The 26,997-nt window shown below is 43.7% G+C and carries 29 protein-coding genes; 1 reads left to right on the top strand and 28 read right to left on the bottom strand.

Annotated features, from left to right (window positions below):
* Nucleotides 1–2: 2 nt before the first annotated feature.
* The 21 genes from ylqF to J7E32_RS00110 all read right to left on the bottom strand — a co-directional run bounded on the left by ylqF (nt 3) and on the right by J7E32_RS00110 (nt 21,083).
* Nucleotides 3–890, bottom strand: a complete 888-nt coding sequence (gene ylqF, locus J7E32_RS00210; protein WP_214901924.1) for a ribosome biogenesis GTPase YlqF — start codon at nt 888–890, stop codon at nt 3–5.
* Between the two features lie 60 nt (nt 891–950).
* Complete coding sequence (lepB, locus tag J7E32_RS00205) at nt 951–1,505, bottom strand: signal peptidase I (protein ID WP_102262176.1); 555 nt, start codon at nt 1,503–1,505, stop codon at nt 951–953.
* Nucleotides 1,506–1,719: 214 nt separating this feature from the next.
* Entirely contained in the window at nt 1,720–2,064 is a 345-nt protein-coding gene (gene rplS / locus J7E32_RS00200) for a 50S ribosomal protein L19 (RefSeq protein ID WP_041964491.1), read from the bottom strand.
* A 130-nt stretch (nt 2,065–2,194) separates the two neighbouring features.
* Nucleotides 2,195–2,935: a tRNA (guanosine(37)-N1)-methyltransferase TrmD gene (gene trmD, locus J7E32_RS00195; protein ID WP_214902574.1), complete on the bottom strand. Its 741-nt coding sequence runs from the start codon at nt 2,933–2,935 to the stop codon at nt 2,195–2,197.
* Nucleotides 2,935–3,453, bottom strand: a complete 519-nt coding sequence (gene rimM / locus J7E32_RS00190) for a ribosome maturation factor RimM (RefSeq protein ID WP_214901922.1) — start codon at nt 3,451–3,453, stop codon at nt 2,935–2,937. The genes trmD and rimM overlap by 1 nt, the downstream gene beginning before the upstream one ends.
* Before the next feature lie 7 nt (nt 3,454–3,460).
* Nucleotides 3,461–3,853 carry a YlqD family protein gene (locus tag J7E32_RS00185; RefSeq protein WP_214901919.1) on the bottom strand — a complete coding sequence of 131 codons (393 nt, stop codon included), beginning with the start codon at nt 3,851–3,853 and terminating at the stop codon, nt 3,461–3,463.
* Nucleotides 3,854–4,047: 194 nt separating this feature from the next.
* Nucleotides 4,048–4,278, bottom strand: a complete 231-nt coding sequence (locus tag J7E32_RS00180; RefSeq protein ID WP_023614919.1) for a KH domain-containing protein — start codon at nt 4,276–4,278, stop codon at nt 4,048–4,050.
* A 14-nt stretch (nt 4,279–4,292) separates the two neighbouring features.
* A complete protein-coding gene (gene rpsP / locus J7E32_RS00175) occupies nt 4,293–4,565 on the bottom strand; it encodes a 30S ribosomal protein S16 (protein WP_041964495.1) in 273 nt (90 codons plus the stop codon).
* Between the two features lie 109 nt (nt 4,566–4,674).
* Nucleotides 4,675–6,027 carry a signal recognition particle protein gene (ffh, locus tag J7E32_RS00170; RefSeq protein ID WP_214901917.1) on the bottom strand — a complete coding sequence of 451 codons (1,353 nt, stop codon included), beginning with the start codon at nt 6,025–6,027 and terminating at the stop codon, nt 4,675–4,677.
* A gap of 13 nt (nt 6,028–6,040) precedes the next feature.
* A complete protein-coding gene (locus J7E32_RS00165) occupies nt 6,041–6,370 on the bottom strand; it encodes a putative DNA-binding protein (protein ID WP_214901915.1) in 330 nt (109 codons plus the stop codon).
* A 100-nt stretch (nt 6,371–6,470) separates the two neighbouring features.
* Entirely contained in the window at nt 6,471–7,475 is a 1,005-nt protein-coding gene (gene ftsY / locus J7E32_RS00160; RefSeq protein WP_214901913.1) for a signal recognition particle-docking protein FtsY, read from the bottom strand.
* Between the two features lie 108 nt (nt 7,476–7,583).
* Nucleotides 7,584–11,150, bottom strand: coding sequence for a chromosome segregation protein SMC (smc, locus tag J7E32_RS00155; RefSeq protein WP_214901911.1), 3,567 nt, complete (start codon nt 11,148–11,150; stop codon nt 7,584–7,586).
* Nucleotides 11,151–11,208: 58 nt separating this feature from the next.
* A complete protein-coding gene (rnc, locus tag J7E32_RS00150) occupies nt 11,209–11,982 on the bottom strand; it encodes a ribonuclease III (RefSeq protein WP_214901909.1) in 774 nt (257 codons plus the stop codon).
* Between the two features lie 371 nt (nt 11,983–12,353).
* On the bottom strand, nt 12,354–12,587 hold the full coding sequence (locus J7E32_RS00145; RefSeq protein WP_041964501.1) for an acyl carrier protein: 234 nt from the start codon (nt 12,585–12,587) through the stop codon (nt 12,354–12,356).
* Nucleotides 12,588–12,737: 150 nt separating this feature from the next.
* Nucleotides 12,738–13,481 carry a 3-oxoacyl-[acyl-carrier-protein] reductase gene (gene fabG / locus J7E32_RS00140; protein WP_214901907.1) on the bottom strand — a complete coding sequence of 248 codons (744 nt, stop codon included), beginning with the start codon at nt 13,479–13,481 and terminating at the stop codon, nt 12,738–12,740.
* The gene (gene fabD / locus J7E32_RS00135; RefSeq protein WP_214901906.1) at nt 13,478–14,425 is read right to left on the bottom strand and encodes an ACP S-malonyltransferase; all 948 of its coding nucleotides are present in this window, start codon (nt 14,423–14,425) and stop codon (nt 13,478–13,480) included. Before fabD ends, fabG begins: the two co-directional genes overlap by 4 nt.
* 59 nt (nt 14,426–14,484) lie before the next feature.
* On the bottom strand, nt 14,485–15,465 hold the full coding sequence (plsX, locus tag J7E32_RS00130; RefSeq protein WP_214901904.1) for a phosphate acyltransferase PlsX: 981 nt from the start codon (nt 15,463–15,465) through the stop codon (nt 14,485–14,487).
* 13 nt (nt 15,466–15,478) lie between these two features.
* Complete coding sequence (fapR, locus tag J7E32_RS00125) at nt 15,479–16,048, bottom strand: transcription factor FapR (RefSeq protein ID WP_214901902.1); 570 nt, start codon at nt 16,046–16,048, stop codon at nt 15,479–15,481.
* Nucleotides 16,049–16,217: 169 nt separating this feature from the next.
* Nucleotides 16,218–18,266 carry an ATP-dependent DNA helicase RecG gene (gene recG / locus J7E32_RS00120; RefSeq protein WP_214902572.1) on the bottom strand — a complete coding sequence of 683 codons (2,049 nt, stop codon included), beginning with the start codon at nt 18,264–18,266 and terminating at the stop codon, nt 16,218–16,220.
* Between the two features lie 768 nt (nt 18,267–19,034).
* Entirely contained in the window at nt 19,035–20,705 is a 1,671-nt protein-coding gene (locus J7E32_RS00115; protein ID WP_214901899.1) for a DAK2 domain-containing protein, read from the bottom strand.
* 15 nt (nt 20,706–20,720) lie between these two features.
* Complete coding sequence (locus tag J7E32_RS00110; RefSeq protein WP_041965977.1) at nt 20,721–21,083, bottom strand: Asp23/Gls24 family envelope stress response protein; 363 nt, start codon at nt 21,081–21,083, stop codon at nt 20,721–20,723.
* 295 nt (nt 21,084–21,378) lie between these two features.
* Between J7E32_RS00110 and rpmB the strand changes: the two genes are divergently transcribed.
* Nucleotides 21,379–21,567 carry a 50S ribosomal protein L28 gene (gene rpmB, locus J7E32_RS00105; protein WP_023614934.1) on the top strand — a complete coding sequence of 63 codons (189 nt, stop codon included), beginning with the start codon at nt 21,379–21,381 and terminating at the stop codon, nt 21,565–21,567.
* On the opposite strand, the gene J7E32_RS00100 is transcribed toward rpmB, so the two are convergent.
* The 7 genes from J7E32_RS00100 to J7E32_RS00070 all read right to left on the bottom strand — a co-directional run bounded on the left by J7E32_RS00100 (nt 21,509) and on the right by J7E32_RS00070 (nt 26,995).
* Nucleotides 21,509–21,745 (bottom strand): hypothetical protein, encoded by a 237-nt coding sequence (locus J7E32_RS00100; RefSeq protein WP_214902629.1) that lies wholly within the window; start codon nt 21,743–21,745, stop codon nt 21,509–21,511. The two genes, rpmB and J7E32_RS00100, sit on opposite strands and share 59 nt — an antisense overlap.
* A 32-nt stretch (nt 21,746–21,777) precedes the next feature.
* Nucleotides 21,778–21,858 (bottom strand): stage V sporulation protein SpoVM, encoded by an 81-nt coding sequence (spoVM, locus tag J7E32_RS00095; protein WP_023614935.1) that lies wholly within the window; start codon nt 21,856–21,858, stop codon nt 21,778–21,780.
* 137 nt (nt 21,859–21,995) lie between these two features.
* On the bottom strand, nt 21,996–22,643 hold the full coding sequence (locus J7E32_RS00090) for a thiamine diphosphokinase (protein WP_214901896.1): 648 nt from the start codon (nt 22,641–22,643) through the stop codon (nt 21,996–21,998).
* A gap of 96 nt (nt 22,644–22,739) precedes the next feature.
* Nucleotides 22,740–23,381 (bottom strand): ribulose-phosphate 3-epimerase, encoded by a 642-nt coding sequence (gene rpe, locus J7E32_RS00085; RefSeq protein WP_214901893.1) that lies wholly within the window; start codon nt 23,379–23,381, stop codon nt 22,740–22,742.
* Nucleotides 23,382–23,384: 3 nt separating this feature from the next.
* Nucleotides 23,385–24,266 carry a ribosome small subunit-dependent GTPase A gene (rsgA, locus tag J7E32_RS00080; protein WP_214901890.1) on the bottom strand — a complete coding sequence of 294 codons (882 nt, stop codon included), beginning with the start codon at nt 24,264–24,266 and terminating at the stop codon, nt 23,385–23,387.
* Nucleotides 24,267–24,284: 18 nt separating this feature from the next.
* Nucleotides 24,285–26,237 carry a Stk1 family PASTA domain-containing Ser/Thr kinase gene (pknB, locus tag J7E32_RS00075; RefSeq protein ID WP_214901888.1) on the bottom strand — a complete coding sequence of 651 codons (1,953 nt, stop codon included), beginning with the start codon at nt 26,235–26,237 and terminating at the stop codon, nt 24,285–24,287.
* Between the two features lie 5 nt (nt 26,238–26,242).
* Nucleotides 26,243–26,995, bottom strand: coding sequence for a Stp1/IreP family PP2C-type Ser/Thr phosphatase (locus J7E32_RS00070; protein WP_214902570.1), 753 nt, complete (start codon nt 26,993–26,995; stop codon nt 26,243–26,245).
* Nucleotides 26,996–26,997: the final 2 nt, after the last annotated feature.

Here is a 26,997-nt window from a genome sequence, read left to right as displayed (position 1 = left end):
CTTTATTTTTGAGTGTCATTTTCTATTTCTTCCACAGAGGTCAAATCCTCAGGTCGTTCAAAGGATAGCGGACCTAATTTTTCTGTCCGTATTTCCCTGATCACAAGTTCTGCGACTTTGTCATAATCAACGTATCCACCAGGCATTCTGCACCCGCGGAAATCGCCAATCTGATCAAAAAGCTCAACAATCTCCTCAGGGAGCTCGGAAAGCTTATATCTCTCCTGCAGGCGTTCTGGATAATGCTTCTCTAAAAACCTCAAAGCATATACAGTGAGATCCTGCAGATTAAGAATCGTATCTTTGATTGCCCCAGTAACTGCAAGCTTTGTGCCTACTTCCTGGTCCTCAAACTTTGGCCAAAGGATGCCCGGAGTATCCAGAAGCTCGAGTTCTTTACCAACTTTGATCCATTGCTGAGATTTCGTCACTCCAGGCCTATTCCCGGTCTGAGCGATATTTTTACCGGCAAGCCTGTTGATCAAGGTCGATTTACCAGCATTCGGGATGCCGACAATCATTGCCCGGATCGCTCTCGGCTTGACACCTTTTGATTTCAGGCGGTCAAATTTGTCTTTTAGAAGGACCTTGGACTCCTGGACAATTTGCTTTAGACCAGTACCGGCCTGTGAGTTGATTGCCAGTGCGGTAATTCCTTTTTGACGGTAGTGGCGCAGCCATTGTTCTGTAACGGCTTTATCCGCCATATCTGCTTTATTCAGTAAAACAATTCTTGGTTTGTGCTGGATGATTTCATCAATCATAGGATTCCTGGACGAATACGGTATCCGCGCGTCCACCAATTCAAAGATGACATCTACTAGCTTTAATTTTTCCGTGACCTCTCTGCGAGCCTTAGCCATATGGCCTGGAAACCATTGGATCGTCAAAGCAGCCACCTCCTATCTGTTTAGCAATCTCCCGTATGCCTTTTGGGATCTTGTCATGTCCTAGTCTATTGTACGAATATCTTCAATAGGCCAATAGATGATGCTGGTTTTTCCCAGCACCTCTTCAAAAGGTACAGTGCCAATGTGGCGGCTATCCTTGCTGAAACGGCGGTTATCACCCATAACGAATAGATGGCCCTCAGGTACAGTCTCCCTGCCGATCTTCTCCTCCAGTGTGAAAGGATCTGTCAGCGGCCCATCAATCACCTGTTTTTTATATTCTTCCAAGTATGGTTCTTCATATGCTTTCCCATTCACATATAATGTGTCATTTTTATATTCTACTTTATCGCCTGGAAGGCCGATTACTCTTTTTATGTAATCTTTGTTTTCGGGTGCATGAAAGACGATGATATCGAATCTTTCGGGCTCTCCAACTTTATAGCTAAGCTTGTTCACGATCATTCGGTCCTGGTCGTGGAGTGTAGGCATCATCGATAAACCATCCACCACGATTGGTGCAAATAAAAAGTATCGAATAACCGCTGCCAGCACGACAGCAATCAGAAGTGCCTTCGTCCATTCCCATAGTTCATTCTTCTTTTTCTCGGCCATTCTTTTCCCACCATTCCAAAATATATGTTGTTTGAGTACATAACTTTATTTTACATAAGTCAGACAAGATAAACACGATGGGCAATGATTTTTAAAATAAATTTAATATTAGCTTTAAATCAAGTTCCGTTTTTATGAATATTGCATATCGCCATGGAAAGAATTTGAATGAAAAAGGAGCTTGGCTAGGCAAGCTCCTTTTTGACATTCATTCTTATCGAATTTCTTTAATACGAGCTTTCTTACCACGCAGGTTACGCAGGTAGTAAAGTTTCGCACGGCGTACTTTACCGCGACGGATAACTTCAAGCTTCGCAATTTTAGGTGTGTTAACAGGGAAAGTACGCTCAACGCCTACTCCGTAAGAAATCTTACGAACTGTAAAAGTTTCGCTGATTCCACCACCACGACGCTTAATCACTACACCTTCAAACAACTGGATACGTTCACGAGTTCCTTCGACAACCTTAACGTGTACACGTACTGTGTCACCAGGACGGAAAGATGGAAGATCAGTGCGAAGTTGTGCTTTTGTGATTTCTTCGATTAATTGTTGCATCGTTTTCAACTCCTCCCACGAATGCTCTTGCACACTTTCATTGCAGCGGAACATTGTTATAAGCGGCATTCAGCACGTTTGCTTTTAGCCACAAGAAGTATCTTAACATAAACAGGGCCTGACTGCAATATTATTCATTAAGTTTTATCAGTTCATCAAGCCATTTTTTCTGCTGCTCTGTCAGCTCTGCTTCTTCGAGAAGATCGGGCCTTCGCTGCACGGTCCTTCTAAGGCTTTCTTTCATCCGCCACTCATCAATCAGTTTATGGTTCCCGGAAACCAAAACATCAGGAACCTTTAATCCGCGGAAGTCAGCAGGTCTTGTATAGTGGGGATGCTCAAGCAGGCCGGTGCTGAACGAATCCTGGATATGCGACTCTTCGCTGCCCAGAACACCAGGAAGCAGACGCACAACACTGTCAATGACGACCATCGCTCCAAGCTCTCCGCCGGTCAGTACATAATCTCCGATCGAAATCTCATCGGTGATGACATGTTCGCGGATCCGCTCATCATATCCCTCATAATGGCCACAGATAAAAATTAAATGTTCTTCATTTGCCAGTTCTTCCGCTTTCTTCTGTGTATACCGTTCTCCCTGAGGGCACATGAGAATCACTCTTGGGGAAGTGCTATCTGCACGCTCCTTCAAATCACTCACAGCATCGAAAATCGGCTGTGGTTTTAACACCATGCCAGCACCGCCGCCATATGGATAGTCATCCACCGTCTGATGTTTGTTATCGGCAAAGTCCCGAAAATTGACGACATTGTATTGTGCAGCCCCTTTTTCAGCAGCCTTTTTCAGGATCGACTGGCCAAATACGCCTTCGAACATTTCTGGGAAAATGGAAAGGACATCGATATTCATCATGAAAGAAGCCCTTCCATCGGGTCAATTACAATATGCTTTTCCTTGACGTCGACTTTTTTCACTATGTCCTCGATAAAAGGGATCAGGAGTTCTTTTCCATTTGCTCCTTTGACAACCCAAACATCATTGGCTCCAGGAGTGAGGATTTCGATTACCTTGCCAAGTTCTTCACCTTCCGTTGTTACCATGTTACAGCCGATAATATCCTGGAAATAGAATTCGCCTTCCTCCAGCTTACCTCGCTGCGTTTCTGGAACCTTAAGGATGCCGCCCTTCATTCTTTCTACCTCGTTGACATTTTCGAAACCTTCAAAGGTCAGCAGGTTGAAATTCTTGTGAGTCCTATGGCTTTTCACTACCAATTCTTCCGGATCCTTTGAACCAGGCATGAATAAAAGTAAAGAATTCCCTATCTTGTACCGTTCCTCAGGAAAGTCAGTCCTTGATATCACCCTAACTTCCCCGCGTATCCCATGTGTATTTACAATTTTTCCGACATTAAAATACTTTTCCATTTCTCAATCACCTCTCGCGAATTTCGGCCACGATGCCATCTTTCACAATAATAGTCTTTCCCGAAAGAAACTCATCCCATTGGTCACCTACACTTACATCGACGACACCCTGCAACTCCGTTTCTTTAATTTCACTCCCAAGCGGAAGAATATGTAGTTGTTCTATTTGAAAATCCAGGAGCTTGATTTTTTCTTTATGGACTTTAATTTCTTGTTCAAAATGCTTCTTCAATGTTTCAGGCGGAAACTTTCTGGATTTTTCCAGCTTCTTCAATTCAAATCTCAATTGATCGCATTCTTTCTGCAGCTGAAGCTTTCTGGAGTGATATTTTTGGTGGATTCTTTCCTTGCTTTCTTCTGTCAGCACCTGTTTGACAATGATTGTTTGCAGTACCTTCAAAGCATTTCCTCCTTAAAGCCAACCTGATCACAGCATGTTTTCCCAGACCCTCATCAAGGACTGCTCATAAAGATTAAACCTATTGGTTATTTATATATATCAATTATCTATTATACCTTAATTTCCACAAATAGAAAAAAGGAGGGTTACCCCTCCCTTTTCAAACAATCATATTGTATTATTGCATCTGATTGTTATTCGACGATTTCCAAGAAAATCTTCTTTTGCTGTGATGAACCTGCTGCATAGACTACTGTTCGAATCGCCTTTGCAACGCGTCCCTGCTTACCAATTACTTTGCCCATATCACTTTTGTTGACGGAAAGCTTATAGGTAACGCGCTGATCCTCTTCATGTTCATTTACATGGACATCTTCAGGAAAATCAACAAGTGGCTTCACGATCGTCTCAATTAATTCTTTCATGGGCGTGTCCACAATTACTTGCTTAGCTTAGCGTTGTGGAATTTTTCCATGATACCTTGCTTGGAGAACAAGTTACGCACAGTATCAGATGGTTTTGCACCGTCGTTCAACCACTTAAGAACTAACTCTTCGTTAAGTTCAACCTTTGCTGGTTGAGCAACCGGGTTGTAAGTTCCGATAGACTCGATGTAACGACCGTCACGTGGTGAACGAGAATCTGCTACTACAATACGATAGAAAGGAGACTTTTTAGCTCCCATACGCTTTAAACGAATTTTTACTGCCATTTTAAATAAGCACCTCCGAATAGTTTCACACAAGATAGAATAATATCAAATTGAAAACAGCTTGTAAAGGTTTTTTTCTTTACAGACTGAAAATTCCTGAATTTACAAGTTAAAAAGGATTGAACGGCATCTTGAAACCGCCTTTTTTCTTGCCTTTTTGCTGCATGTTCGTCATCTGTTTCATCATCTTTTTCATATCTTCAAATTGCTTGAGCAGACGGTTGACTTCCTGTATGGAGGTTCCGCTTCCCTTTGCAATCCGTTTCCGCCTGTTGGCATTGATGATCTCAGGATGAGTCTTTTCGTTTGCTGTCATAGACTGAATAATGGCCTCGACATGCGAAATCTGTTTTTCATCGATTTGAAGATTGTTCATGCCCTTGATTTTATTCGCACCCGGCATCATTTTCAGGATTTCATCCAACGGTCCCATTTTCCTTACCTGACCAAGCTGGTCCAGGAAGTCATCAAGGGTAAATGATGCTGTACGCATTTTCTTCTCGAGCTCTTTTGCTTTTTCTTCATCGACGTTTGCCTGGGCCTTCTCGATTAGCGTCAGGACATCTCCCATACCAAGAATTCTTGAAGCCATTCTTTCAGGGTGGAAAGCCTCTAGAGCATCAAGCTTTTCACCGAGACCGACAAATTTGATCGGAGTATTGGTAACAGCGCGGATTGACAGCGCGGCACCGCCTCTTGTATCACCGTCAAGCTTTGTCAGGACAACACCAGTCAAGCCTAACTGTTCATTGAAGCTCTGGGCAACATTGACGGCATCCTGTCCTGTCATTGCGTCGACGACAAGGAAGATCTCATCAGGCTTTGAAAGCTCCTTGATCTGCTTAAGCTCATCCATCAAGTTTTCGTCAACATGAAGACGGCCTGCCGTATCGATGAGGACATAGTCATTGTGGTCTTCCTTCGCTTTGGCAATTGCCTGCTTGGCGATTTCAACAGGGCTGACCTGGTCTCCCAGTGAGAACACCGGCATGCTCAATTGCTTGCCGAGCGTCTCAAGCTGCTTGATGGCAGCTGGACGATAGATATCCGCCGCTACAAGCAATGGCTTACGGTTGTATTTTTTACGCAGGAGATTAGCAAGCTTTCCGGTTGTGGTCGTTTTACCTGCACCTTGAAGTCCGACCATCATGATGACTGTCGGCGGGCGATTTGCAGCAGCAATCTTGCTTTGCTCGCCACCCATTAACTCAGTAAGTTCCTCTTTAACAACCTTGATGACCTGCTGGCCCGGTGTCAGGCTTTTTACAACTTCCTGGCCAATTGCCCTTTCAGTGACTTTCTTAACGAAGTCTTTTACGACTTTAAAGTTAACGTCAGCCTCAAGCAGAGCCAGACGGACCTCTCGCATCATTTCTTTTACATCCGCTTCCGAGACCTTTCCTTTTCCGCGGATTTTTTGCATCGTATTTTGCAGTCGGTCGGCCAATCCTTCAAATGCCATATAATGTGCCTCCCTAGTCTAATTTCTCAAGCTCGGCTATCATTTCATTTAAATCGCGGTTGTTTTCTCCATTGCTCATAAGCTCTTTCATTTGCGAAATAAGCTCACTTCTTTTTTGGAATTTCTCAAACAACAACAGCTTCTCTTCGTATTCCTCGAGCATCGCTTCCGTCCGTTTGATGTTGTCGTATACAGCCTGCCGGCTAACATCATACTCTTCAGCAATTTCCCCGAGCGAATAGTCATCAAGATAGTATAGAGCCATATAACTGCTTTGTTTTGGAGTAAGCAATGCCTGATAAAAGTCATACAGATAATTCATGCGGTTCGTTTTCTCAAGCATATGAATTCCCCCATGTTAAGTGAAATACCTTTACATTAAGAGTTTACACACGATTATCTTCCCTGTCAAGAAAAGTTCTTTACAGTGATTTGTTGGTATATCAAGATTCCTCCGCTGCTTCCTCTTCCTCAACCAGGTCAGCGAACAGTCCATAAACATATCTTTCAGCATCGAATTCCTGAAGATCATCCATTTTTTCGCCTAATCCTACAAATTTAACTGGAATGTTCAGCTCATTGCGGATTGCGAGGACAATTCCACCCTTCGCCGTTCCATCGAGCTTAGTCAGGACGATGCCGCTCACATCAGTTGCTTCTTTGAAGGTTTTAGCCTGGACCAGGGCGTTCTGGCCAGTCGTTGCATCAAGCACAAGCAGGACTTCATGAGGTGCACCCGGAACCTCGCGCTCGATGACACGCTTTACCTTCTCAAGCTCCTTCATGAGATTGACCTTATTTTGCAATCTGCCGGCAGTATCGCAAATCAGGATATCTGCCTTTCGTGACTTCGCTGACTGGACAGCATCATACATGACAGCAGCGGGGTCGGACCCTTCTGCCTGCTTGATGACGTCGACACCAACGCGATCACCCCAGACCTCAAGCTGTTCGATTGCTCCAGCGCGGAATGTATCTCCTGCTGCAAGAAGGACCTTCTTTCCTTCACTTTTGAATTTATGGGCCAACTTACCGATTGTCGTGGTTTTGCCAACACCATTGACACCGACGAACAAAATGACAGTCAACTCATCTTCCTGGATGTTCAGCTGGAACGAGTCATCATCAGCACCAGCCTCATAGATATCAACCAGTTTCTCGGAAATAACAGACTGAACGTCTTTTGTATCCTGGATGTTGCGGCGCTTAACCTCTTTTTTCAGCTCCTCGACAAGTTCCATTACTGTGTCAAAGCCTACATCAGCCTGAATCAGGATTTCTTCAAGTTCTTCAAAAAATTCCTCATCCACTTTCCGGTATCTTGATACGAGATCATTCACTTTATTTGAGAAATTATCCCTGGTTTTCGTCAAGCCATCTCGGAATTTCTCTGTGACACTCTCAGTCTGTGTCGTAAATTTTTCTTTTAATTTCTTAAAAAAACTCATGGTTCCATCGCCTTCCTACTTTAATTCAAAACTAACTCTTTCCGTTCCAAGAACGGGCCAGTTACGGCCCTTGGCTCCTCGAGACAGAACAAGGTGATTTCGCTTTTCTTACGCTTTCACAAGTTCATTCGAATCTTCAAGCCTGACGGATACCAGCTTGGATACTCCTGACTCCTGCATGGTTACACCATAAAGAACATCAGCTTCTTCCATTGTACCCTTACGGTGTGTAATGACGATAAATTGTGTTTCCTCCCGGTATTTCTTCAGGTACTGAGCAAAACGGTATACATTAGCTTCATCCAATGCAGCCTCAACCTCATCAAGGATGCAGAATGGCACCGGACGGACTTTCAGGATGGAGAACAATAAAGCAATCGCAGTCAACGCCCGCTCACCGCCAGATAATAGCCCGAGATTTTGCAGCTTCTTTCCTGGAGGCTGGGCGACAATTTCAACCCCTGTGTTCAACAGGTCTTCAGGCTGTGTCAGCCGCAGGTCCGCTCTTCCGCCACCGAACAACGCCTGGAACACAGACTCAAAATGTGAGCGGATGGCAGTGAATGTATGTTCAAATCGTTTTTTCATCTCGTGGTCCATTTCCTCAATGACAAGGAATAATGTGTCCTTTGCTTCCTGAAGATCATTCCTCTGCTCCAACAGGAATTCATAACGCTCAGATACACGCTCGTATTCTTCGATCGCACCAAGGTTTACCGTTCCCAGTTCTTCTATCGCCAGTTTGATGAGCTTTACTCTTCTTCTTGCCTCATCAGCAGGAATTGTCAAAGGATACTGTTCCTTTGCACCTTCAAACGAGAGCAGGTATTCTTCGCGAAGATGGGCAAGCTTATTGTCCAATTCTACATCAAGCCTGTTCAGCTTAACTTCTTCGTCCTTGAGCACTTCATTAATGCCCTTAAGCAATCTCCTAAGCTCCTTGGATTCAAGCTCATGATCTTCAAGCTTATTCTGAAGCTCAAGCCGCTCATTTCTTCTTGAAGATATCAGCTTAAGCGTTTCATTTTTATCCTGGAGCTTTCTTTTTGCTGCTTCCTCCAGTTGCGTTTCCCCGGAGGAGCTATCGGTCATTTCAGAGGAAAGAAGAGATAAATCCTCTTTAAATATTTCTAATTTTTTGAACTGCTCTTCTGCCTGTAAAACTGCAGAATCCAGCTTTTCCTTCACATGGGAAAGCTGCTCTTTCTTGGATGCAAGGCTGATCTTCAGATCACTAATTTGCGTAATAAGAGTATCCTTGGACGTAGAATTCGAGTTCTTCAGTTCAGTCAGACGCTCGATTTCTTTATCGAATTGAACAAGTTCCTGACGATACTTAGCTAATAAGCCGTCGAGCTCAACCAGCCTTGATGCCAGCTTCCCCTTGTCTGAGTCGAGCTGGGTCTTTTCAGAATCATATACCGATAAGCGTTCATTGATATTCTTCTGTTCCAGCTCCACTTCCCGCAAGTCACCCTTCAAGCTTTGCTGCGTAAAACGAAGCTCTTCACCTGTTTTTCGCAGTTCTTCCAACCTGGCTTCACTCGCTTGCGTTTCAGACTTTAAGGACTTCACTTTCGATTCAAGCAAATTTGTCTTTTCTTCCATATCAGCCAGCTTATTTGTTAATTCTTCTAATTCGCCTTTACGGCTGAGCAATGAACTTGATTTTTGTTTTACTGCCCCTCCAGTCATAGATCCACCAGGATTGACAACATCTCCTTCAAGAGTGACGATTCTGCTGCGATATTGCAGCATTTTGGCAATTTCATTGGCACCCTTTAAGTCCCTGGCAATCACAACATTGCCGAGCAGGTTCTTTATGACCTCAGCATATCTTTGATCGAATTGAATCAAATCAGCTGCAGTGCCGATATACGCACTATTTCCCGAAAGAAGCGCGAGCTGTGATGAGGCGAGATATTTGCCTTTGATGATGCTGAGAGGTAAGAAGGTTGCCCTGCCGAAGGATTTTTGCTTCAGAAACTGAATTGCAGCTCTTGCATTTTCTTCGTTTTGGACGACAATATGCTGCATTGCACCGCCAAGAGCTGTTTCAATTGCCGTTTCATATTGTTTAGGAACATGGATTAATTCTGCAATCGCTCCTTCAATTCCCTGAAGGCGAGTGTCCCTGGCTTTCAGCACTTCTTTTACACCCTGAAAAAAGCCTGAATAATCTTCTTCCATTTCTTCAAGCATTTCCTTTTTTGATTTAGCTTGCTGTAGGTACTGATATGCCTGATAGAGTGTTTTCTCTTGCTTTTCATAGTTATTTTTTAAAGATTCAAGCTTCTTCTGTTCTTCGAAATAGATCCTTGCCTGATCCTCCAATTCCTGCTGAGAAGAAACGACCTTTTTCTCTATTTCTGCTTTCTTTTCATTGATTTCATCACGGATCGAGACAAAGCGATCATTTTCATTGTCCAGCTTTGACCCTTTTACTGCTTGCTGCTGCAGCTGCTGTTCAATATAGATTTTTTCATTTTTAGCGCCGGCCTGTTCGTTCAGCACCTCGATGTAGTCGCTTTTGATTGAATCAATCTTAAGCTCGACATCTTCACTGTATAGCTTTAGCTGCTCCTGTTTCTCCTGAAGTTCTGTCTGAAGAGCAGAAGCTTCCGCTGATAATGCAGTGACAGATTCTTGGTACTCAGCCTTCTGTTTTTCCAGCAAGGCAACTGAAGATGTAAGTTCCTCGATATTCTTTTCAAGCTGACCCTTGTTCTGTGAAGCGTTCTTTTTTCGTTCCTTTAGAACTTCTCTTCTGCCTTCCAGTTTTTCAAGCTCCTCACTGGCATGCAAGAGCACATTCTGCAAGTCGCTTACCGATTCATCAAGCGCGGCAAGCTGGTCTCTCATTTTTTCAATTTCTGCTTCTTTTTTCTGAAGGACAGCAGACTGTTTGATTTCATCTTCTTTATGCTGTTCAAACTGCTTGGACAGCTTTTCCCATCGGTCATGCAGCTCTTCAATTTCATAGGCAGTAAGCGCAACTTCAATCTGTTCAAGCTCTTCCTTTTGCTGTAGATAGTCCTTAGCAATCGAAGCCTGAATCTTCAATGGCTCTACCTGTCCTTCTAATTCGTGTATGATGTCTGTTACACGATTTAAGTTCTCTTGCGTTTCAAAAAGCTTACTTTCTGCTTTTTTCTTCCGTGATTTATATTTAAGGACACCAGCAGCTTCTTCAAATATCGTCCTGCGATCCTCCGGCTTGCTGTTGAGAATTTCTTCAACCCTGCCCTGACTGATGATGGAGAAAGCTTCACGGCCTAGTCCGGAGTCCATGAATAAATCAACAATATCCTTAAGTCTGCAGTTCTGTTTATTGATCAAATATTCACTGTCACCTGAACGGTAGACACGCCTTGTTACGCTCACTTCATTGTAATCGAGCGGCAATGATTGATCTTCGTTATCGAGGGTTAATGTTACTTCCGCAAAATTCAGCGGCTTCCGCGAATCACTTCCAGCAAAAATGATATCTTCCATTTTTGCGCCACGGAGCGACTTGGCTGATTGTTCCCCTAAAACCCAGCGGATGGAATCAGTAATATTGCTTTTCCCGCTTCCATTAGGACCTACGATGGCGGTCACACCTGGAACGAATTCTACTGAAATCCTCTCGGCAAACGATTTAAAGCCGACCACATCTAATCGTTTTAAAAACAATATGGCTCTCCCTTTCCAGATAAACTATTTCTATGATGTTTGATTCAAGTGCTATACCTTATTGCTTTTTGTCGTCCGCTTCCATGTTCGCTTCCATATGGGACTTCAATTTTTCAAGTGCCATCTGGGCAGCATGCTGCTCTGCTTCCTTTTTCGAGCGTCCTGTCCCTGTTCCTAATTCTTGCCCATTAAGGAAGACACGGGATTCGAATTCACGGCTGTGCGCAGGACCAATCTCCTTCATAATCCGGTATTCAAGCGAGCCTGCACCATCCCTCTGGACGAGTTCCTGAAGCTGGCTCTTAAAATCCATCACATGAGAAAAAGCACCGTCATTGATTTTTGGAAACACAATTTCTTCTAGGAATGTAGTGACTGTTTCAATTCCCTTGTCCAAGTATAAGGCACCGATGAAAGCCTCGAAGACATCAGCCAAAAGAGCCGGCCTTGTTCTTCCGCCCGTCATTTCCTCTCCCTTGCCAAGCAAAACGAGTTCACCAAAGCTCAGCTCGTTGGCAAAGGCCACCAGCGACGGCTCACAAACTACAGCTGCGCGCAGCTTTGTAAGCTCACCCTCACTCATCATTGGATACTTTTTATACAAGAATTGGGATACAGTCAGTTCCAAAACAGCGTCACCAAGAAACTCTAGCCTCTCATTATCTTCATGGGGCTTCCTGCGATGCTCATTCACATAGGATGAATGTGTAAAAGCCTGTTTTAAAAGCTTATCACTATCAAAATGAATACCAATATTGTCCTGGAATTCTTTGAATTTCTGCTCCTTAGCGCGGATATTCTTTTTTTCTCTTTCTCTTCCATTGTTGCGCATGATTTACTCCACCTTGCTCATAGTTTAAAGCTGTGATTGCATGAATTGCTGTTTTAAATGATTATCCATTTTACAAAACAATACAGACTAATAACAGTTTACAAAAAAAAACGTATATAAAGCAAAAAAACTTGGCTTAATTCCAGTAGATTACTTAATTATAAGGAAAACACAGGGAGTTTTTTTATAGAGAAGCTATTTTTGCGGGGAAGGGCGCTTTTCGTATAAAAATATATGCCGGATATAAACAGGCTTCTTCTCCATGACCGCCATAGCCATACACACGTTCTAATCCGGCAGCTCATATGAGATGACCATGTACAGAAGAAAGCCCCGTTTATAAAAACGGAGCTTCTTAGTAAATCGAACAATTACACTTGGCTATTTATGTAGTTAACAGCGTCACCAACTGTACCGATTTTTTCAGCATCATCATCAGAAATTTCCATGTCGAACTCGTCTTCTAATTCCATAACCAATTCAACGACATCAAGGGAATCAGCACCAAGATCATCTTTAAAAGATGCCTCTAGAGTTACTTGAGATTCTTCTACTCCCAAACGGTCAACAATAATTTTTGTTACGCGTTCTAAAACGTCTGCCATGCTTGTTCACCTCCCCTCAAGCCATTATAGTTGATTTTATTTAATTAATAAATGGCTGTAATAACTTTTTAACTAAGAAATATTATTACACTCTCACCCAAAGAGTGTCCAAATTATCAATAAATCTTACGCTGGTTATTTCCTGATATCCTACATCACCATGCCGCCGTCTACGTGGAGGGTTTGGCCTGTCATATATGCACTGTCTTCGGATGCCAGGAATATGACTGTTCTTGCAATGTCTTTTGGCTCTCCGAAACGGGCTAACGGAATTTGCTTCAGCATTTCTGTTTTTACATCTTCGTTTAACTTATCGGTCATGTCTGTCGTAATGAAGCCTGGAGCTATTGCATTCACTGTAATACCTCTTGTTGAAAGTTCCTTCGCTGTTGTTTTTGTAAGGCCGATTACTCCGGACTTTGCAGCAACATAGTTTGCCTGACCAGGATTTCCACTAACGCCTACAATTGAAGAGATATTGATGATTCTGCCGCTTCTCTGCTTCATCATTTGTCTTGTAACTGCTTTCGTACACAAGAAGACACCTTTTAGATTGATATTAATTACATCATCCCATTCGGACTCTTTCATCCTCATCAAAAGATTATCTTTTGTTATACCCGCATTGTTTACAAGTATGTCAATCTTGCCAAAACGCTCGATCGTTTCTTTTGCCATGTCCGTCACTGATTCCGAGTTGGAGACATCTGCCTGGATGGCAAAAGCATCTCGTCCCATCGCTTTGATCTCATCAACCACTTCAAGCGCTTTTGCTTCACTGCCTGCATAGTTGACAGCAACAGACGCGCCTTCCCTGGCAAGTTCTAAAGCAATTTCACGCCCAATCCCGCGTGATGCACCTGTTACCAGCGCCACCTTACCTTCTAGTCTCATTCCTTCTCCTCCTTCAGAGCAGCAACAGCTGCTGCACAAGTTTCTGCGTCATATATTGCGAACGTCTTTGCCGAGCGGTCAACTTTCTTAACCAGTCCTGATAAAACCTTACCTGGGCCGATTTCGATAAAAGTATCGACGCCGAGTTCCAGCATTTTCGACACTGAATCCTCCCATAGAACCGGAGAATAAAGTTGTTCCACCAGTCTTTTTTTGAACTCGGAAGCTTCTGTCATAGGTTCAGCAGTTACATTTCCAATCACCGCGACAGTCGCATCCTTTATTGCAATTTTGTCCAATACAGCTTCAAATCTTTCTGCTGCCGGCTTCATTAACGCTGAATGGAATGGGCCGCTGACATCAAGAGGAATAACCCGTTTAGCCCCAGCTTCCTTTGCTTTTACTGAAGCTTCTTCCACACCACTTTTTGAACCAGATATCACGATTTGTCCTGGACTATTCAAGTTAGCCAGCTGAACAGGTTTTCCGCCAGCTGAAACTGTTTCAGTTACATCCACTAGCTTCTGGCGGTCCATGCCGAGAACAGCAGCCATGGTTCCTTCTCCATTCGGTACAGCTTCTTCCATGAATTCACCACGTTTGCGGACTGCATACACTGCATCTTCGAACGAGATAGCCCCCGAAGCGACCAATGCAGAATATTCACCCAGACTATGGCCGGCAGTGTAATCCGGCTTGATCCCAAACTGGCTGAAATAATTCAAGATGGCAATGCTAGTCGTCAAAAGAGCAGGCTGAGCATTTGTTGTGAGCGTCAGCTTTTCTTGCGGCCCTTCAAAAATCAAGCTGCTTAAGCTTTCACCCAGAACCTCGTCGGCTTTTTTAAAAGTTTCTGAGACTGATTGTTCTGAATCTGCAAGGGCCTGTCCCATCCCGACTGTCTGCGATCCCTGTCCTGGAAACAAAAACGCGATTTTCCCCATGAAAGATTCCCCTTTAACTCGTTATTTTATGTTCACAACTTCTATTACTTTTCACTTTCTCATTTTTCTACGGCAGCCTTGATTGTTCCGGAAACATCCTTTTCAACCATTTCTCTCGCCTGGCGGATCGAATTAAACACCGCATTTGCGTCAGATGATCCATGAGCTTTGATGACGGGAGCCTTAAGGCCGAAAAGACCAGCACCGCCATATTCCGTGTAATCCATCTTATTTTTGAGCACTGTCAGGTCCGGCTTAAGAACAGCGGCAGCCAGCTTGCTTTTAAGACTCGAAGTCAAAGCCGATTTAAGCATTTTAAACACCGACATTGCAGTACCTTCAATCGTCTTCAGGACCATATTTCCGGTAAAGCCATCTGCCACTACAACGTCCGCTACTCCATCCAGCAAGTCCCTTGACTCCACATTACCTATGAAGTTGATGTCTGCATCCTTCAATAATTCATACGTGTTACGTACAAGCTCATTGCCCTTCTTTTCTTCTGTGCCAATATTCAACAGGCCAACACGCGGATTTGCGATTCCTCTTGCCTTCTCGCTGTAAATCGATCCCATGATCGCATATTGGACGAGATGTTCAGGCTTAGCATCAGCATTAGCTCCTACATCAAGAAGCAGGAAACCTTCTCCGCCAATTGTAGGGAGAGTCGGCGCAAGTGCCGGCCTTTCGATCCCTTCTATTCTTCCAACCACGAACAAACCAGCAGCCATCAATGCTCCTGTGTTTCCGGCAGAAATGCAGGCATCTGCCTTTCCGTCTGCAACTAGCTGGGCTGCAAGGACCATTGATGCTGTTTTCTTTCGGCGCACTGCTCTGACAGGTTCATCTGTTCCGAGGATTACTTCTTCTGTATGATGAATTTCAATCCTCTCTTCATTCGTCAGATGCTCCCTGATTTTACTCTCGTCGCCGATTAGCACGATATGTATGTCATTATATTTTCCAATAGCTTTCATTGCTCCGAGGACGATCTCTTTTGGTGCATTGTCTCCGCCCATCGCATCTACTGCTAGCCTCATCGCATTTCATCCCTTACTTTTCATTTTTAGAACGGTACATTTCAAATTCACCTTTAAAAACAAGCTCATTGTTCACATAACTCTTCACTTCTACATGGGTCCGGCCATTGTCATCATCGATTTTTTCGACTCTCGCCTTGGCTATTACCCGTTCACCTTCTTTTACCGACCTTGTGAATTGTATATTCGCTTTAGCTGTCAATGCCAGTTCATCATTTATAACTGCAACCGCCAATGAATTCGCCTGCGCGAATAAGTGGTGGCCCCTGGCGATTTTATTTCGTTTAAATACATGTTCACTTTTTATATCAAGTATGGATATAGCACTATGGTCAAGTTCAATATCAATGATTTCTCCAATTACTTCTTCAAGCGGCAATGAACGGACTTCATCTTCAAAACGTTTTTCTGCCACGTTCTTTATTCTTTCCCTTAGTTCGGGAATAGATAATTCTAGTCTATCTAGCCTTATTGTCTGGATGCTGACAGTAAATTTTTCAGCCAGTTCCTCATCCGTTATAAAAGGATTTTCTTTTATCGTCTCAGTCAACATCGACTGCCGTTCTCTTTTGTTGCGTTTCATTTATTTAACACCGCCCGAGCTATTAAGACTAGGTACTAATAGTAGTATATATATTACAAAAAAAGATTGCAAGAAAAAAATATACCTCAAATAAACGAAAGCAGACTCACAACTGAATCTGCTTCCGTCCATGCTATGAATCTTGTAAGAGTAAATAGATTCAGTCAGGTCAATCCAGTTTCTCATTGGCAAGAGCACCTGTTTCCGCTAGATACTCCCGCAATAATCTATATTTTTCACCCTGCCAGAAAGCTTCTGACTGGACGAGCAAGGTTGCGTCATTCCTTGCTGTTTCTAACGCACGGTAATCATGGACCATATCTGCTACCTTGAATTCCGGCAGTCCGCTTTGTTTTTTACCAAAGAAGTCGCCTGGACCCCGCAGTTCTAAATCCTTTTCACTAAGAACAAACCCATCATTCGTTTCGGACATTATTTTCATTCGCTCTTTTCCGACTTCACTTTTCGGGTCTGCAAGCAATATACAGTACGATTGGTCACTCCCGCGGCCGACCCTGCCTCTTAATTGATGGAGCTGCGCCAGACCAAATCTCTCAGCATCATAAATAAGCATGACTGTCGCATTCGGGACATTGACTCCTACCTCGACAACTGTCGTCGAAACGAGAACTTGCACCTCATTTTCACTAAAAGACTTCATGACCTGATCTTTCTCATCTGAATGTAGGCGTCCATGCATAAGACCGACCTTGTAACGCTCTTTAAAATAAAAACTCAATGTGCTATGGACATCGATAGCATTCTGGACATCCAGCTTATCAGACTCCTCAATAAGGGGACAAATCACATAGGCTTGTCTTCCTTTTGATAGCTCTTTTTCCATGAAGGCAAGGACTCGCTCAAGCATTTCATGTTTGGCCCAATATGTTTCGATGGTTTTACGGCCAGCAGGCATTTCATCAATGACAGAGACATCCATTTCACCGAATACAGTAATGGCAAGAGTTCTTGGTATTGGTGTCGCAGTCATGAACAGAACATCAGGGTTTTCCCCTTTTTCCCGAAGAACCCGTCTTTGTTCAACGCCAAAACGGTGTTGTTCGTCCGTGATGACGAGACCAAGATTTTGAAAATCCACTTCATCCTGTATCAAAGCATGTGTCCCAATCAATACGTCAATTCCACCAAGTTTTAGCAGTTCGAGCAACTCTCTTCTTCGCTTGCCTTTAACAGAGCTGGTCAGCAAAGCAACAGTTATTCCAAATGGTTCAAGCAACTGTGTCAGTGACTGTGAGTGCTGTTCGGCCAGGATTTCGGTAGGGACCATTAATGCCCCTTGATAACCAGCGGACTTTGCTGCATAGAGAGCTATCGCAGCAACTACTGTTTTACCTGAACCCACATCCCCTTGAAGGAGACGATTCATTCGATAAGGCGACTTCATATCACCAAGGATTTCATTAACCACTCGTTTTTGTGCCCCTGTTAATGGAAAAGGCAGTCCTGTAATGAATGACTTCAGGTTGTCCAATTCATATGAAATGGCAATTCCCGGACTCTGTTCACGCTCCACCTTCCTCAATGTCTGCATTTTAAGCTGGAATAAGAGAAACTCCTCGTAAACAAATCTTCTTCTCGCCTGCTTCATTTCCTCAGAATCAGAAGGGAGATGCATAATTCTCAGCGAATCCCTGCGATTAAGCAGTTTGTATTTCTGCAGAAGTTCCGCTGGCAAAATTTCTCCTATTTCATGTCCGAATTGGGAGAAAGCCTGCTTGATCAGCCTTCTGATCGTTTTTACGGTCATTTTTCCTTTTACAGCATAAACTGGTTCAAAATCCTGGCTCTTTCCTTGCCCACCTACCGACATTTGAGTGGCGGTGATCGTCTGCCTGTGCTGATCCCATTTCCCTGTAACCGAGATGGTTTCACCGACATTTATTTTTTGTTTTAGATACGGCTGGTTAAAGAATGTAGCAATGATTAAATAACGTCCAACAAGCAGCCTCACTGTCAAACGGTTCTTTTTGCGACCATAGTATACAACTGACGGTTCACTGTGTACGGTCCCCTCAACAGTGACTCTCTCCTCATGCTTGACTTCCGCCAGATCCTTCAGGCGATAATCCTCGTAACGGTACGGGAAGTATTCAAGCAAGTCACCGACAGTCCTGATCTGCATATCTGCCAGAGTTTCCGCCATTTCATTGCCAATCCCTTTAACTGCTGTTACTGGTTGTTTTAGTTGTTCATTCACAATATCAAGCGCGGTATACCGAAAAATCCTGGCCCCCAGCTCCTGGCCAATCGGTGTTGCCGCTCCCCTCCTCACGCTGTTTCTGGAGTCATGCTTTTACCTTTTTTGACTGTGCGGCTCAGTTTCGGGCAATGCAGGACCTCTGCTTTTACCCTTTTCACCTTTTCAGCTCAGTTTCGGGCAATGCAGACCTTCTGCTTTTACCCTTTTCACCTGCTCAACTCATTTTCGGGCAATGCAGGACCTCTGCTTTTACCCTTTTCACCTGCTCAACTCATTTTCGGGCAATGCAGGACCTCTGCTTTTACCCTTTTCACCTTTTCATCTCAGTTTCGGGCAATGCAGACCTTCTGCTTTTACCCTTTTCACCTGCTCAACTCATTTTCGGGCAATGCAGGACCTTTGCTTTTACCCTTTTTACGTGCTCAACTCATTTTAGGGCAATGCAGGACCTCTGCTTTTACCCTTTTCACCTGCTCAACTCATTTTCGGGCAATGCAGGACCTCTGCTTTTACCCTTTTCACCTGCTCAACTCATTTTAGGGCAATGCAGGACCTCTGCTTCTACCCTTTTCACCTGCTCAACTCATTTTCGGGCAATGCAAATATTACGTTTAACTTTTCACATTTATTAGTGCTCTCTATTAATAAAAATAGGGAAAAATCCCTTTTATACAAAACGAAATAGAAGGGGAATCCCCTTCTATTTCTTAGTATCATATTTACGATTTTATTTGTCCAGCATGAGAATCAGCACTGCCGGAAAATTTATTCAATCGCGAAGATGAAGGCGTATAATGGCTGTTCTCCATTATGGACTTCAACTTCCACATCGCCGTAATTGTCTTCAACAAACTCGACGATGGAATTAACATCTTCATCTGAAGCGTCTTCACCTTTTAGGATCGTCAGGATTTCAGAGTCTTCATCAAGCATCTGGTCCAACAGATCCTTGGCCGCCTTGACTTTATCCTGATCCTTCAGGATGATCTTCCCATCGGCCAGACCCATGAAATCGCCTGTTGAAATTTCCAGGCCGTCAATACTTGTATCACGGACAGCATATGTCAGCTGGCCTGTTTTCACATGCTGCATGGCTTCAGTCATTGCTTCTTTATTGTTACCAGCTTCAGCTGATGGGTTAAAGGATAGCAATGCTGTCATTCCCTGAGGAACAGTCTTTGAAGGAATGACTACCACTTCTTCCTCCGCTACCTCAGCAGCCTGCTCAGCGGCCATGATGATGTTTTTATTATTCGGCAGGATGATTATCTTGCGCGCGTTTACTTCTTTGATTGCCCTAATGATATCCTCTGTACTCGGATTCATTGTCTGACCGCCTTCGATTACCGCATTGGCTCCAATGCTGCGGAAAAGCTCTGCAATTCCGGAACCCATTGAGACAGCAACGATTCCGTATTCACGCTTTTCTTTCTTTGGCTCACTAGCCTGTGTTCGAAGAGGGGTTGTCGATTCTCCGACAATATCAGTATGCTGCTGGCGCATATTTTCAATTTTCATATTGATCAGGTTTCCGTATCTTTGTCCATAAGTCAGAACCTCTCCAGGCTGCTCTGAGTGGATATGTACCTTTACAACCTCATCATCTGAAATAACGAGAAGAGAATCTCCATATTTGCTCAAGTCCTGGCGAAAATCTTCCTCAGAAAATGCTTCTTTCCCTTCAAGCCTAACCATGAATTCAGTACAATAGCCGAATTCGATATCCGCAGTATTCATGTGGCTCTGAACGCTCTTATGGTGCTCAGCGCTGACAAGCTCATTCATGTTCGGCATTGCAGATGGGGAATCAGGAAGCTTTTCGCCCTTCAATTCTGCAAGGAAACCTTCATAAACGAATACAAGACCCTGTCCGCCGCTATCGACTACTCCTACTTCCTTAAGGACCGGGAGCAAGTCTGGCGTCCGGTTCAATGATGCCTTCGCTTCTTTCAGCACTTCTTCCATCAAACCAATAAGGCTTTCATGGTTCTTGGCAACAGCTACAGCATGCTTGGCAGCATCCTTCGCTACTGTTAAAATCGTGCCTTCCACAGGCTTCATGACAGCCTTATAAGCTGTTTCAACACCTGCATTCAACGCAGCGGCAAACTCTACAGAGTTCACAGTCGGCTTACTTTCGATTGCTTTTGCGAACCCACGGAATAACTGGGAAAGGATAACACCGGAGTTTCCTCTTGCTCCCATAAGCAGGCCCTTAGCAAGCGCGGAACCCACCTTCCCAATATGCTCCTGTACATTGTTCTTTACTTCCTTAGCTCCGGAAGTCATGGATAAATTCATATTTGTTCCCGTATCTCCATCAGGAACAGGGAAGACGTTCAGCGCGTCAACATACTTGGCATTCGCCGCCAAATGGTTGGCGCCCTGGATGACCATCTCCGCAAAACGTTTTCCGTCTAGAACATTAATAGACACAAATCTTTCCTCCTCTTACGGGTTCGTTACACGAACACCCTGAACGTAAATATTGACCGAGTCAACTGCCAGCCCTACAGTTTTATCAAGAGTGTACTTTACCTTTGACTGGACATTGTGGGCAACCTCGGAAATTTTCGTCCCATAGCTCACAATAATATACATATCGATATGTACTTCTTCATTTTCCTGGCGAACGATTACTCCGCGAGTGAAATTCTCCCTGCGCAAAATATCTGTCAATCCGTCCTTGATCTGATTCTTTGAAGCCATCCCGACAATACCATAGCAATCAACTGCTGCGCCGCCTGCGATCGTTGCAATGACATCATTTGATATATCAATTTGTCCGTACTTCGTTTTTAGCTCGATGGACATGATTCGTTCCCCCTTTGGAAAAATAGCGTTATGCTACAGTTATTTTACTATAAACCAATCAATTTTTAAAGTTATTCTGCCCTTCCCTTTATTATTCAGCAAGAATCTAAACTATATGTCAAGGTTTTTTTCTTTATAGCTTTCACCAGAACTATTGCAAATGGTAAATTTCTATGATAAATTATTAAAGTATGTCAGAGAAGAGGTTATCCTGATTAATTCGCAATTCTGACGATATGCAAATAATTGCAGCAAAACAATAGTATCAGCTTTTGTCAGTTAGGAGGGAAATCATATGCCACGTAAATGTGTAGTAACTGGTAAATCAACTCGTTCTGGTAACGCACGCTCTCACGCAATGAACGCTAACAAGCGTACATGGGGTGCTAACCTTCAAAAAGTACGTATTCTTGTAGACGGTAAGCCTAAGCGTGTTTGGGTATCTGCAAGAGCTCTAAGATCAGGTAAAGTTGAGCGCGTTTAATTAAAAAAAGTCGCAGATGTTCTGCCCGGCTCCAGCAGCCGGCAGGAAACTGCACGGCATCCATGAGGGTGCCTTTTTTATTTTTGTGCAACTTAATTAATCCGTCTCCATTATCATTCTTCCCAATTGGCGGCAAAAATAATAGCACCCCTGTTTCAGGGTGCCAAAGAGCTTTCATATACCTTCCTGCTTTAATTATCTTTATCGTTTCTAATCCTTTTTAAATGCACCTAACATTGCCCGTACGAGGCCACCTAAAAACTTAGGTAGTTTGATTGTATAGAATCTCATACCGTCCCTCCTCACCATCTCTCGCAAACCAGTCTTCTTTTTGCATCCGTATAGTATATTCCCGGGTATGCAAAAATTGCTCCTTAGATGTAAATCCGTGAATTCAATTTCATGAGTAGAGCTCTGCAAGAAGACCATCAATCCTTGCTCCTTACAACTAATAATATGCCTTCAGAAAATGAAAAAGTACCATGACCTCTAATAAGTTCATTACTAATACATAGTGTCGACCCCATAGGAATATGACAGTCATTTAATGGGTATTTGAAATTTTTCAGCGTCATCCCAGAGACTGCTGGTGTTACAGGGAGGAAGGAAATATATTTATATTCATCCAGCTTGCTGACGGTGTAGCTTCCTGGTTTTTTAACAAATAAAATGTTTTTCGCATCAATCATTTCGATATGGAGTGCAGAACCCTGCTGGAGAGGTTTGACCAGAAGCTGGATGTTGGCCATTAAATGGTCAAGCCTTCCCCCGGTTGCGCCAAATATCGTTATGGATTCTGCTTCCTGTTCAAGAGCCCAATTTAAAGCCAGCTCCATATCTGTCTCGTCTTTTTCAGGCTTGAATTTTTTCAGGTCAGTAACCACTTTTTCTATTTCAGCCATTTCTGCTTCTGAAACAGAGTCAAAGTCTCCGAAAGCTGCCGCTGGAATGAATCCCGCTTTCAATAAATAGAATACACCTCTATCAATCCCAACCCAGATTACGTCGGTTCCATCATACATATGGAAATCCGGTATCAGGTTTGCCGGCCCTCCTGCTACTAAGTTTATTTTCATGAAGAAAATCTCCTTTTTACAAATCAAGAATCAGTTTTTATTAAATCAATCAGTAAGCTAAATAAAGCCAGCCGCTGTTACGGCTGGCTTTATTTATTATCTTAAGCTTGCAATTGCAGCTCCTCTGTCTTCCTTATTGAAAACAGCTGAACCGGCTACAAGAACGTTCGCTCCTGCTTCAACACAAAGTTTGGCTGTCTCTTCGTTCACTCCGCCATCAACTTCGATTTCAACTTCAGGGTTCATTGAGTCTGCGAGCTCTTTTACCTGCCTGATTTTCGGAAGTACGGAGGAAATGAATTTTTGGCCGCCAAATCCTGGATTGACAGACATAAGCAGCACCATATCAATATCCTCGATAATATGCTTAAGGCTGTCGACAGGAGTGGCCGGATTCAGGACAACTCCTGCCTTAACACCAGTGGATTTAATTAACTGTATTGTCCTGTGCAGATGCCTGCTTGCTTCTACATGGACCGTGATGTAATCAGCTCCAGCTTTAGCAAATGCTTCAATATATTGGTCAGGATTTTCAATCATCAGATGGACATCAAGCGGAAGTTTCGTCACCGGCCTGATCGCCTCGACAATCAACGGGCCAATCGTAATATTCGGCACGAAATGCCCGTCCATTACATCCACATGAATATAATCCGCTCCACCGCGCTCGACATCCATGATTTCTTCGCCTAAACGGGCAAAGTCAGCTGACAAGATTGAAGGTGCAATTTTAACCATGGTTCAGTACCTCGGCTTTCTATCTTTGATTTCTAACAAAAAGTCCTTATAATGCGAATATCTGTATTCAGGGAGAGTTCCAGACTCGACTGCCGCTTTAACTGCACACTTAGGTTCAGCCATATGAAGGCACCCCCTAAATTTGCAATCCTCACTGATTTCAGAAATGTCCGGGAAGCATGAATTCAACTCTTCAGCCTCAATATCGGTGAATTCCAGAGAACTGAAACCAGGCGTGTCCGCAACTAGTCCATTATTGATGGTAATCAGCTCGACATGTCTTGTCGTGTGCTTACCCCGGCCCAAATGTGAAGATATATCATCGGTCTTCAATTCCAGATCCGGACGGATCGCATTGAGCAATGATGACTTTCCAACACCTGATTGGCCAGCAAATACTGAGATCTTCCCCTCAATATGGGGTTTTAATTTTTCCAGACCTTCTGAAGTTTCAGAGGAGGTGAAAATCACCTCATAGCCTGCTTTCCGATAATCCTCTGCGTACTCCTCAAGTCGAGACTTTTGTTCATTATTGGTTAAATCCATTTTTGTAATGCAGATGAGTGGCTCGATATGGTTATATTCAACAAGAACTAAAAACCGGTCGAGCAGGGCTGAGCTGAAATCGGGTTCCACAGCTGAAAAAACAAGGATTGCCTGGTCCACATTTACGATTGGAGGTCGGACTAACTCATTCTTCCGCTCTTTGACTTCCATGATATAGCCTTCCGTGTCATTTTCAGCCTGGAAAACAACCTCGTCACCTACTAGCGGTGTTACCTTGTTTTTGCGGAAAACCCCGCGACCTCGGCATTGGACAACTCCATCCTCATTCGCAACATAATAAAAACCGCTCAGCGCCTTGATAATTTTGCCCTCAGGCATAGCAACACTCCCTGTCTGTTAGTCTTGTGGATAAGGAACTCCATCCTCTTTATAAGGTTCATCGTCAACCGTCACTCGATAATAAGCCTCTTCGCCTGGTGCTATCATAAAAGTGAGTTTACGGGTTGTATCCTCAGTGATCTTAAAGGCCTCTGCAGGAACAGATTCATCACGATTCATGTCACTAATATAGATCTTTACCTCCTGTGCTACTCCTTCTTCTTCCGGCTGATATAGTATGGTAATCTCAATTGTTTTTTCTTTAGGAGGCAATGGCTCAGGTCCCTTGGAAATAACAACACTTACCTTACTCCCTGGCGGCAGTTGAGTGCCGGCTTCAGGGTTTTGGGAAATGACGTATCCTGCCTCTATCGTATCATGATACGACTCCTCAGTTCTCTCAATCACCAGGCCAGTTGTTTCTTCATATACATCGAGGTTGTCCTGGTTATATCCTTTCAACTCTCGCAATGTCACCAATTCAGGTCCCTTGCTAACCGTAAACTCCAAAGTTGTCTCCTCAGGAATCACCGATTCACCACCAGAAGGATTTTGATCTAGGATAGTACCCGCTTCTCTATCGTCATGCACTTCGTTTTTCTTTATATCCTTGAAGCCTTTGCCTTCCAGCAATTTGTACACATCGTCATAATTCCTATCGGTATAATCCGACAACTCCACTGTTTCTTTACCAGTACTGATATACAAGTCAATTTTATTGCCTTCTTTGATCATCTTTCCTGCTTTAGGATTAGTGCGGATGACATTTCCTTCTTCGACTTCATCGTCGCTAATTTCCTTCTTATCCCCAATAATAAACCCAGCGGACATGAGGTCAGCGACTGCTTCTTCTACTTCCATGCCACTTACGTCAGGCACTTCCTTTTCCTTCGGCCCGAATATGTCAGGACCAATTGTCACCATTACTATTCCCGCAGTCAGGATCAACAAAAACAAAACCGTCATGATAATTGGCCATTTCTTTTTCTTCTTTTTCTCAGGCTTTCCATTTGGTTCCTGAAAAGCAGGCGCATCTTTCCGTACGATTGTTTCATCAAGATTATGATAAGGCCGGTCATTCGTTATGAGTGGTATCGCTTTTGTTGCTTCATCGTCTTCGGGTATGACGAACTTTCCTTCATTCAAACGCTTTGAGTCAAGCGCAGTTCGCAAATCATCTTCCATTTCATCGACATTATCATAGCGATGGAATGGATCCTTCGCAGTCGCCTTAAGGACAATATTCTCAACGCTTTGAGGGATTTGCGGATTCCATCTCTTTAAGGAAGGAGTCTCGGACTGTAAATGCTTCAGGGCGATGGAAACGGCAGATTCACCTGAAAACGGCAGCCTGCCGGTGAGCAATTCAAACATGACAATTCCAATCGAATAAATATCCGATTTCTTGTTCGCCATGCCGCCTCTTGCTTGTTCAGGAGAAAGATAATGAACAGAACCCAGCACTGAATTCGTTTGAGTAATACTGGTGGCACTCAAAGCCATCGCAATCCCGAAATCAGTAATTTTCACTGTACCGCTGCTGTCGATCAGGATATTGTGTGGCTTGATATCCCGGTGGACAATATGGTTATGGTGGGCATTTGAAATCGCCGAAGTAAGCTGCTTCATGATGTCCAGGGCTTCTTCAACCGGAACAGGCGCATGTTGCTGTATGTACTGCTTCAATGTCTGTCCATCGACATATTCCATCACAATATAGTATAGCCCGTCCTCTTCTCCGACATCATAAATACTGACGATATTTGGATGAGCAAGGCTTGTTGCGGATTGCGCTTCTCTATGGAACCTTCGGATGAATTCATCATCATTGGCAAAATCAAGACGCAGCATCTTGACCGCTACATCCCTGTCGAGAATCATATCATGGGCAAGGTAGACATTCGCCATGCCTCCGCCGCCAATCATACCCTTGATCTTATAACGCCCGCTGATTCTTTTTCCGATGATCATATTCTTCACCTGCCCTCGTTGAATTCCTGGTATTCGACGATAGCAAGAGTAATATTATCTTCGCCGCCATATTGGTTTGCCCTTTTGATAAATTCTTCCGCCTTATCTTCTAGGGACATTTCTTTGTTAGTTATGACACTTTCCATTTCTTCCTGGCTTACTTTATTGGAAAGGCCATCTGAACAAAGCAGCAATGCATCTTCCTCTTCAAAGATGATTGTTTTCACATCCATATCAACGGACTCTTCAGTTCCGAGCGCCCTTAAGAGGACATTTTTCCGCGGGTGATGTTCTGCATCTTCCCTGGAAATTTGTCCGGATCGAACGAGTTCGTTAACAAGCGAGTGATCTTCAGTTAACTGTTTGAATCCAGTTTCGTTCAATAAGTAACAACGGCTGTCCCCAATGTTTACGATGGTAGCGAACAGATTCGTACAAATGGCTGCCACGATTGTCGTGCCCATACCTTCACATTCGGTATTTTTCATAGAGTGCTCGAAAATTTCTTTGTTAACTTGCAAAACCGCTTCTTGCATCCATTTTTCTGCTTCTTCTGCTGTATGTATCTGAGCTGAATTTCCCCAAAGGTTTTTTAAGTGATTGGTTGTCATTTCACTGGCAACATCCCCCGCACGGTGGCCGCCCATGCCATCTGCTACGATGGCAAGGCGCTGACCGTGAGGATTTACAAAGATGCCGCCATTGTCTTCATTATGCAGGCGGACCTTTCCCCTGTCTGTCATGAAAACAGCTTTCATCT

This window comes from Bacillus sp. ISL-55 (assembly GCF_018613155.1).
Lineage (GTDB): Bacteria > Bacillota > Bacilli > Bacillales > Cytobacillaceae > Mesobacillus.
Note: the sequence above shows the minus strand (reverse complement) of the source record. Positions and strands in the feature narration are given on the sequence as shown.